General features: G+C 36.0%; 7 protein-coding genes and 1 tRNA gene. 5 read left to right on the top strand and 3 right to left on the bottom strand.

Annotated elements, in window-relative coordinates; translation table 11 throughout:
- Window positions 1–56 precede the first annotated feature (56 nt).
- Window positions 57–734 carry a tRNA (guanosine(37)-N1)-methyltransferase TrmD gene (gene trmD / locus F6U93_RS08675; protein ID WP_150938870.1) on the bottom strand — a complete coding sequence of 226 codons (678 nt, stop codon included), beginning with the start codon at window positions 732–734 and terminating at the stop codon, window positions 57–59.
- 341 nt (window positions 735–1,075) lie between these two features.
- On the opposite strand from trmD, the gene F6U93_RS08670 reads away from it, so the two are divergent.
- The gene (locus tag F6U93_RS08670) at window positions 1,076–1,609 is read left to right on the top strand and encodes an inorganic diphosphatase (RefSeq protein WP_191963481.1); all 534 of its coding nucleotides are present in this window, start codon (window positions 1,076–1,078) and stop codon (window positions 1,607–1,609) included.
- A 279-nt stretch (window positions 1,610–1,888) separates the two neighbouring features.
- Window positions 1,889–4,240 (top strand): sodium-translocating pyrophosphatase, encoded by a 2,352-nt coding sequence (locus tag F6U93_RS08665; protein WP_150938867.1) that lies wholly within the window; start codon window positions 1,889–1,891, stop codon window positions 4,238–4,240.
- 79 nt (window positions 4,241–4,319) lie between these two features.
- Here the strand turns inward: F6U93_RS08665 and F6U93_RS08660 are convergent, their stop codons facing one another.
- The gene (locus F6U93_RS08660) at window positions 4,320–4,934 is read right to left on the bottom strand and encodes a deoxynucleoside kinase (RefSeq protein ID WP_150938865.1); all 615 of its coding nucleotides are present in this window, start codon (window positions 4,932–4,934) and stop codon (window positions 4,320–4,322) included.
- Window positions 4,935–4,938: 4 nt separating this feature from the next.
- The gene (locus tag F6U93_RS08655; RefSeq protein WP_150938863.1) at window positions 4,939–5,718 is read right to left on the bottom strand and encodes a hypothetical protein; all 780 of its coding nucleotides are present in this window, start codon (window positions 5,716–5,718) and stop codon (window positions 4,939–4,941) included.
- A 197-nt stretch (window positions 5,719–5,915) separates the two neighbouring features.
- Here F6U93_RS08655 and F6U93_RS08650 point away from each other — a divergent pair, with 197 nt between their 5' ends.
- From F6U93_RS08650 to F6U93_RS08640, 3 genes are all read left to right on the top strand, one after another.
- Window positions 5,916–6,785 carry a GLPGLI family protein gene (locus F6U93_RS08650; RefSeq protein ID WP_150938862.1) on the top strand — a complete coding sequence of 290 codons (870 nt, stop codon included), beginning with the start codon at window positions 5,916–5,918 and terminating at the stop codon, window positions 6,783–6,785.
- Window positions 6,786–6,812: 27 nt separating this feature from the next.
- Window positions 6,813–9,524, top strand: coding sequence for a TonB-dependent receptor (locus tag F6U93_RS08645; RefSeq protein ID WP_150938860.1), 2,712 nt, complete (start codon window positions 6,813–6,815; stop codon window positions 9,522–9,524).
- A gap of 61 nt (window positions 9,525–9,585) precedes the next feature.
- Window positions 9,586–9,667 (top strand) — tRNA-Tyr (locus F6U93_RS08640).
- The last annotated feature ends 39 nt before the right edge of the window (window positions 9,668–9,706 follow it).

Below are 9,706 nucleotides of genomic sequence, written 5' to 3'. Positions count from 1 at the left end.
CGTACAACTATTCACTAAAAGCATAACTCCAAAGGACATAGCTACATATCAAAAACCTAATCTTCCAACAAATCAGGTCTACGTTCCTTGGTTCTTAAATAAGCCTGTTCTTCACGCCATTTCTCTATTTCAGGCAAATTACCACTAAACAACAATTCCGGAACCTTGTAACCTTTATAATCTCTAGGTTTGGTATAAATAGGAGGGGCTAACAAATTATCTTGAAAGGAGTCGGTTAGGGCAGAGGTTTCGTTTCCTAAAACACCTGGTATTAATCGTATCACCGCGTCACAGAGCACAGCTGCGCCTAATTCACCGCCTGAAAGCACATAATCTCCAATAGAAATTTCTCGAGTAACAAACATATCACGTACGCGCTGGTCTACACCTTTATAATGTCCGCATAAAATGATTAGGTTCTCTTTCATTGAGAGCTGATTGGCAATCCCTTGTTTGAAGGTTTCGCCATCAGGAGTCATATATATGATGTCGTCATATTCTCTTTCCGCTTTAAGCGCTGAAATACATTTGTCTATGGGTTCAACCATCATGACCATGCCGGCACCACCACCAAATTGGGTGTCGTCTATCGATTTATAATTGTCAGAAGTATAGTCTCTTAAATTATGAAAATGCACTTCAACCAAACCAGCTTCTATAGCTCGTTTTAATATTGAAGCTTCAAACGGACTCTTAAGTAATTCGGGTAATACGGTAATTATATCTATGCGCATGATTCAGTTTAAAAGAACTGCAAAGATAATTTAATTGTTTGATAGTTTCATGCAAGATATAAAGTCGTCTTTTAAAGGTTTACAATTTAGTCTGCCGTTCGTTTTTATTAAATTTTGAATCGATTGAATTGATGTTAACATTCAAAGTTAAATATTATATAAAAGCACCATTTTTATTATATGTATTACATATTTTCGTTGCAAAAATGAAGAAATGTTATGCTTTTACATAGTCATATAAAAGGTCATGTATTTGTTGCTAAAAGCTATTGGTTTCAGTACATTTGTTCGATAAAATAAAGAAACATAACTACTTAAATATATAACTAAACAACATTAATATGAGTGAAAAAAAAGCTACCGCAGTTACTTTTGACGTCCTAATTGAGATCCCAAAAGGAAGTAGAAATAAGTACGAATACGATTTTACGCTACATAAAATTAGATTCGATCGCTTGTTATTCTCTTCAATGATGTATCCAGGAGACTACGGTTTTATTCCAGAAACGCTTGCTTTAGACCAGGATCCTTTAGATGTTTTGGTTTTAGGACACGAGCCTACTTACCTAATGGTAGTAATGGAAGTTCGTCCAATTGGTGTCTTTTATATGACCGATGAAAAAGGACCTGATGAAAAAGTAATTTGTGTGCCAGTTTCAGATCCTATTTGGAGTAACAAAACGGATATTTCAGATTTAAATCCGCATAGATTAAAGGAAATAGAACATTTCTTTAAAGTCTATAAAGATTTAGAAAAGAAAAAAGTTGATACTGGAGGTTGGGGTAACGCAGAGGCTGCCGTTAAAATTTACAAAGAATGTGTGACTCGTTACGACAATAGTGAACACAAGAAAAAAAGAACGTTTACGATCTAAAAAATCAATTTAAGATACTTTCAAAACCATCCTAATTTTAGCAAATAGGATGGTTTTTTGTATTATAAGCTTTTGTATTCATTCAAACCTTCCTGTCAAGAGTGTATTTTTATGTGATAAAGTTTAAAAAGGAAACAAAGGTCATTGGATTATAAATAATTTAGTTTATATAAAGTTTTGGTGAGAAATATTTAAATTACCCTAGCATTTTTTATCATTTTTATTTTCGTTATTTTTAGCAGAGTAAAAATCAATTAAACTTTAAATGACTAACTAATTATGGAACTAATTGTAAAATTTTTACCTGTTTTCGGAGTCTTGGCTTTGGCCTTTGTGTTTATTAAAAGTGCTTGGGTGACCAAACAGGACCAAGGCAATGACAAAATGAAAAAAATAGCCAAAAACATTGCTGATGGCGCCATGTCTTTTCTTAGGGCTGAATACAAAATATTATCAATCTTCGTGATAGCTGTTGCTGTACTGCTTTATTTTAAAGGGAGTTCAGAAGTGGGTTCTAATGGCATGGTATCTGTTTCCTTCATCGTAGGAGCCATTTGTTCCGCATTAGCTGGTTTTATAGGCATGAAGGTAGCCACTAAAGCCAATGTACGTACAACCAATGCAGCAATGACATCATTAGGCAAAGCTCTTGAAGTTGCTTTTGCTGGTGGAGCCGTAATGGGCTTAGGTGTTGTAGGTCTTGGTGTTCTCGGGCTTAGCGGCTTATTCATGGTGTATAGCGAAATGGGATGGGGACTTAATGAAGTACTGAATGTACTTTCAGGGTTTTCTCTTGGCGCCTCTTCTATCGCATTATTTGCCCGTGTGGGTGGTGGTATTTATACCAAAGCTGCCGATGTTGGTGCCGATTTAGTTGGTAAAGTTGAAGCAGGAATTCCAGAAGATCATCCGCTTAACCCAGCAACGATTGCAGATAATGTTGGTGATAATGTAGGTGATGTTGCAGGTATGGGGGCCGATTTATTCGAATCTTATGTGGGGTCTATTATAGGAACCATGGTTCTTGGTGCTTTTATTTTGACACCTGACTTTAACGGACTTGGCGCTGTGTATTTACCATTGGTGCTCGCAGCTGTAGGAATTGTGATGTCTATTATTGGTACGTTTTTCGTGAAGGTTAAGGATGGCGGAAATCCGCAAACGGCTTTAAATATTGGTGAATTCGGTTCGGCCGGTTTAACGGTTATAGCGTCTTATTTTATTATTAACGCCTTAATTCCTGAAACCGTTGAAGGACTACCCTTTGGTGCTATGGGCGTGTTTTGGGCAACTATAGCAGGTTTAGTGGCAGGATTAGCTGTTGGGAAAGTAACGGAGTACTATACGGGAACAGGTAAAAAACCAGTTTTGTCTATTGTAAAGCAATCGGAAACCGGAGCGGCTACAAATATTATTGCAGGTCTTGGTATTGGTATGATATCTACGGCTATTCCTATCATTCTTATTACTGCGGCTATTTTGGTGTCACACCATTTTGCTGGCTTATATGGTATTGCTATTGCAGCCGTAGGAATGCTTGCCAATACAGGAATTCAATTGGCGGTTGATGCCTATGGCCCAATTTCAGATAATGCCGGTGGCATTGCAGAAATGGCTGAATTGCCAAGTGAAGTACGTGAGCGTACTGATAAATTAGATGCCGTGGGAAATACAACGGCTGCCATTGGAAAAGGTTTTGCTATTGCTTCGGCAGCGTTAACAGCATTAGCTTTATTTGCCGCGTTTATGAAAACAGCTGGTGTGACCGCAATTGATGTGTCTAAACCAGATATTATGGCGGGACTCCTAGTAGGAGGGATGCTTCCTTTTGTATTTTCAGCCTTGTCTATGAATGCGGTTGGACGAGCAGCCATGGCCATGATTGAAGAGGTGCGTCATCAGTTTAGAGATATTCCGCAGTTAAAAGCAGCCCTTGAAGTGATGCGTAAATACGATTCTGATATGAGTAAAGCAACACCAGAAGATCGTGCTACTTTTGATGCCGCCGATGGTTATGCTGAATATGATAAATGTGTAGATATTTCTACCAAAGCATCTATTAGAGAAATGGTTTTACCCGGATTATTAGCCATTGCAGTGCCCGTGGCTGTTGGCTTTATTGGTGGTGCAGAAATGCTCGGCGGACTCCTTGCTGGGGTAACAACTTGTGGAGTATTGATGGCTATCTTTCAGTCGAATGCTGGTGGGGCTTGGGATAATGCCAAGAAAACTATTGAAGAACAAGGACGAAAAGGTACTGAAGCCCATAAAGCTTCTGTAGTCGGTGATACCGTTGGTGATCCTTTTAAAGATACTTCAGGACCTTCATTAAATATATTGTTGAAATTGATGTCGGTTGTGGCTTTGGTTATTGCACCTAGTATTGCGATTTCAGCTGATGCTTTAACAGCTTATAATTCAGAAGAAGAAATTATTGAACAAGTTGAAGTGATTTCGGTTACAAAAGAAGTTACTGTAGATATAACCGATAATGAAGATGGTACCATTAAAGCAGTAGTGACTACGGTAACCACGACTGATGATGATGTGGCAACGAGTTATACTACCTTTCATGGTACAGAAGAAGAGGTTAAAGCACGTATTGATGCTTTAAAAAGTGAAAAGAAATAAAAAAATAAGCGTTTGATTTAAATAAAAAAGCCACATGATTCATGTGGCTTTTTTGTATTGTATATGTTTAGAAGGTGTTTTAAAACAAACCATTAATTTCTGCGTCGATCATATTGATAATGCTTCCTAAGTCTTCAGGGTTGGCTACAAAATCTAATTTGTCTACATCAACAATAAGCAGCTTGCCTTTGTTGTAACCATGAATCCAGGCTTCGTAACGTTCGTTTAAACGACTTAAGTAGTCAATACTTATCGTGTTTTCATAATCACGACCACGTTTTTGAATTTGAGCAACTAAATTAGGAATGCTGCTTCTGAGGTAAATTAAAACATCAGGACCTTGAACTAAAGATTCCATAAGTTCGAAAAGCGATCGGTAGTTTTCAAAATCACGGTTGGTCATTAAGCCCATAGCATGTAAGTTAGGGGCAAAAATATGAGCATCTTCGTAAATCGTCCGATCTTGAATGATGTCCTTTCCGCTTTGACGAATTTGTAAAACTTGTCGGAACCTGCTATTCAAAAAATAAACCTGTAAATTAAAACTCCAACGCTCCATTTGATTGTAAAAATCATCTAAATATGGGTTGTCAACAACATCTTCTAGTTGTGGTTCCCATTTATAATGTTTAGCGAGTAATTGGGTAAGTGTGGTTTTTCCAGCTCCAATATTTCCAGCAATCGCAATGTGCATCGTTTTAATTTGTTTTTAATTTGAATTCTTTTATGCTTTCCTTGCTGTAAATATACAAGGTTTCATTCGTTACAAAAAAATCATTTATCATTAAATTTCCTGTTTTTATAGGTCTTAATTCATCTTCATTTTTTTTGAGATAAAACAGTGAATTTTCTTTTTTTAAGACAACATCTTCATTGTTAATTGCTAAAGTCGTAAAACCGGTGTTTTCTATTTTCTTAATAAAACTGCCAAAGTAATTGAATACATACAAAAATTTTTCAGTGAGCAACCAGCAGTAGTTATAATTACTTTTTAAATCTAAAACGGCACTTTGAACAGGGACTGTTTGGACACGTGAGTTCTTGGTTTTATAATCAAAAAGCTCCAATTGTTGTAAATCTTGATTGAAAATCCAAATGGTATTATCATAACCTGTAGAAATTTGAGAAACGTTTTTATAAGGTGTGATTTGGTTGAAATCAATTTTATAAATTTCAGCTAATCGGTTATCTAAAATAATCACTGTATTAAAATCCTTGTAAAAAAGCTTCATCTTTAAAGGATTGAACGTATCGGCATCAAATAAATCACCTAACTGTAAATTACTAAAGGTGATGGTTTTCGTTAGGTCTTTCTTATGAAAAACATGGTTGCTTACGTAGTAAACCGTACCAAAATTATCAATAGATATTAGGCTCTGCGCATTTAAATCGCTGGTTTTTACTAATTCAGCTTCTACAGGTTTTTGGCCATAGGTTATAGCTGAAATAAAGAATAGTATGATTTTAATAAATCTCATAGATGTTGTGAAATTACAAAAACAAATGTTTAGTTCAGAAATAAAAAGAGTTAGGTCTAATTTCAGGAATGCTTGACACTTAGGTATTTATTTATTTTAAGGTTTTTTTAACATTTATGAATTAAACCTATAGTCACATATAGGGTCTTATTACTGTTAAAGCACGAACTTTAATAACCAAATTAGCATGTTTATTTATGATTTTTAAAAATTTAAAAGCATCAGCAGTATTACTGTTTTTAGTAGCTTCTTGTTCTTTATTTGCTCAAAAAGATTTCCAAGGAAAGGCGTATTACGAAACCAAAACAACTGTTGATATGAGCAGTTTTGGTGGTAGAAACATGAGTGAAGAACGTAAAAAGGAAATTGCAGCACGCATGAAAAGTGCTTTAGACAAAACCTTCATTCTTACTTTTAACCAATGGGAAGCGCTTTATGAAGAAGAGGAACATCTAGAAGACGCTTCGAGTGGTGGTCGCGGTATGCGCTTTGCCATGATGACCAGTTCAGGAGGCGATCAATATAAAAATGTAAAAACACAAGCCTTAACGCAAAAACAAGACCTTTTTGGGAAGCAATTTTTAATAAAAGATAGCTTGCAAACCTTAGATTGGAAACTCACCGGTGAAACAAAAAACATTGGAAAATACACCTGTTTTAGAGCTGAAGCTGTAAAACCGAAAACAGGCATTGATTATCGTGATTTTAGAAGGCCTCCAAAGGGAGAGAAACCTAAGGAAGAATCAGAAAGAAAACCTGAAGGTGAAAAACCAACTGTTGAAGGTATTACGGTTGAAGCTTGGTACACCCCACAAATTCCTGTAAATCTTGGTCCAGATGTATACTGGGGTTTACCAGGACTCATTCTTGAAGTTAATGTTGATAATACAACGATACTTTGTTCTAAATTAGTGATTAACCCTTCAGAAAAAATAGAAATCAAAGCACCTAAAAAAGGAAAAGAAGTGACTCAAGCTGAATTTGATGAAATTGCCAAAGCCAAAATGGAAGAAATGCGTGACATGCGCAGAGGCCGTGGAGGAAGAGGTGGAGGCGGACGCCGATAATTTCAAAAGAAAACAAATAATCAGTTTATGAAAAAACTTATCTTTTTAATGTTTCTGTTGGGTACTTTAGGAGTATCTGCACAAGTTAAATTTGAAGGTGTTGTTAAAGACAGTGTTGGCAATGCTTTAGAGTTAGCCAACGTGATCGCCATCAATAAAGAAACCCAAAAATTAGAGTCTTATGGAATTACCACCCCCGAAGGCCGCTTTCGTTTAAGCCTTGATAAAAACACCAACTATAATGTTCAGGTGAGTTATATTGGGATGAAAACCTTTCAGGATGTCATAACGACAACCGAAGCAGATATTACCAAAAATTTCATGCTCGATTACGATAATACCTTAGATGAAATTGAACTCGTCTACGAAATGCCGGTTGTAGTAAAAGAGGATACTATAGTTTATAACACCGATTCTTTTACTTCTGGTACAGAGCGTAAACTTGAGGATGTTTTAAATAAACTCCCAGGTGTCGAGGTTAATGATGACGGTGAAATAGAAGTTGAAGGGAAGACCGTAGGAAAGGTGATGATTGAAGGTAAAGACTTCTTTGATGGCGATTCTAAGCTCGCTACAAAAAATATTCCCGCTAATGCGATTGATAAGGTAGAGGTTTTAAAAAACTATGCTGAAATCGGACAACTAAGCGGAGTGACTAATAATCAAGATAATATTGCCATAAATCTTAAATTGAAGGAAGGCAAGAAGAATTTTTGGTTTGGCGAAGTTACCGGTGGTGCTGGAGTAGCTATTGAAGAGGGGTTGTATTTAGTACAACCCAAATTGTTTTATTACAGTCCGGAATACAGTATCAATGTCATTGGTGACTTAAATAATATCGGTGAGGTTGCCTTTACACGACGTGATTATTTCAATTTTTCTGGAGGCTTTAGAAGCCCAAGTAGGAGTAGTGGTACGAATATCAATTTAGGAAGTAACAGTTTAGGGTTTCTAACAGCTCAGAATAATAGAGCCAAAGAAATTAATACCAAATTTGCTGCGGCTAACTTTAGTTATTCACCTAAGGAAACGTTAGACCTAAGTGGTTTTGCTATTTTTTCCAATAGCAAAACCATCATGGAAGAGCATAAAGCCACACAATACACCGATCCTGAGTTGGGGATTCCAGATGAACTTTCAGAAAGTAACACCGTTCAAAGAAGTGATTTAGGAATGCTGAAATTGAGTGTGTCTTACAAACCTAATGCTAATAATCAATTAGACTATGATATTGTCGGTCGTGTTTCAAAGGAGTCACAAGAGCAATTGTTTTTATCTTCAGTAAACGGAACGATCAATGAATTAGAAAATGCTAATCCGTATAGTGTGAATCAAAATTTTAATTACTACTATACTCTGAACGAAAATAACATTTTTGCTGTTGAAGCTCAAAATCTCATTCAAGACGAAGATCCCTTTTACAATGCTTTTTTAGAAGATAAAGCCGATTACGAAGATGTTGCTGATGCCTTGGGTTTAGATGATTTTCAAACAGGTTATAATGTTTCTCAGGAAAAACGTGTAAAATCCAATCAAACCGATGCTAAACTTGATTACTGGAACATTTTAAATAAGAAAAGTGATTTAAATATCACTTTAGGAACGATTTACAGCAAGCAAGACTTTAATTCGGGTATTTTTCAAACCTTTGATGATGGTTCTGAATTGGAGGTCACGCCGACCATTAACGATAGTAGGGGCACGAATGATATTACATACCGTTTTAGTGATTTATATCTAGGTGCACATTACCGATTAAAAGCTGGGCTTTTCACCTTCACACCAGGTTTTTCTGCCCATGCCTACAGTTCAAAAAACGAGCAGTTTGATGAAATTTATGAAGATAATTTCTTCCGACTATTGCCAGATTTTAATGTGATTTTACAATTAAAAAAGAGTGAGCAAATCACCTTTAACTATGCCATGCAAACTGATTTCACTGATGTGAATCAACTTGCGGAAGGTCTGGTTTTAAATAGCTATAGTTCAATTTTCTCCGGAAACCCCGAACTGGAGAGTGCTTTATCTCATAATTTGAACCTGTCTTACTTTAGTTTTAATATGTTTAATTATACCAATGTTAGAGCACGAATTAATTATAGTAAAACGGTTGACCGTATTAGAACCAGTTCAGAGTTCGTTCCGGGAGGCGTGGTGCGTGTGAGTTCTCCTTTTAACTCAGGTTTAGCCGATGAAAGTGCCAGTGTTAATGGTAATTTTGAAAAAACCATTGGTAAATTTAGAACCACCTTAAACGGAAACTTAAGTTATAACAAGTTTAACCAGTTTGTAAATAATCAAGCATCTACTAACGAAAATTACGCACAAACTTATAGAGCCCGTGTACGTACTAACTTTAGAGAAGCTCCAAATTTTGAGCTGGGTTACCGTTATTCTATTCAAGATAACGACCAAGGGACGAGTAGAACTAAGTTTTATACCAATGCACCCTCAATAAATTTTGATGCGCTTATTTTTAAGAAATTCATTTTTAAAACCAATTATTCACATAACAGGTTTAGTGATGAGCAAGAGACCTTAAACACCTTCGAGTTTTGGGATGCGTCACTTTCTTATAGAAAAAATGAGGATAGTAAATGGGAATATGAATTAAAAGCAACAAATTTATTAGATACACAGTCGCAAATTACTAGTGGTTCAAATAATATATCTGTAAGTGTAACAGAGTATTACATTCAGCCCCGATTTATAACCTTTAGAATGCGCTATAATTTGTAAAAAAGTTTCACTTTTTATTTTGTAGAATAAAGAAACCGTGATATATTTGCACTCGGTTTTGGGGGAGATACTCAAGCGGCCAACGAGGGCAGACTGTAAATCTGCTGACTACGTCTTCGCAGGTTCGAATCCTGCTCTCCCCACAAAAAAAAGCAAGCTTTTATAGCTTGCTTTTTTTTTTT

The organism is Pseudotamlana haliotis, assembly GCF_008806375.1.
Lineage (GTDB): Bacteria > Bacteroidota > Bacteroidia > Flavobacteriales > Flavobacteriaceae > Pseudotamlana > Pseudotamlana haliotis.
The sequence above is the reverse complement of the archived record's forward strand: the minus strand, read 5'-3'. Positions and strand labels throughout refer to the sequence as shown.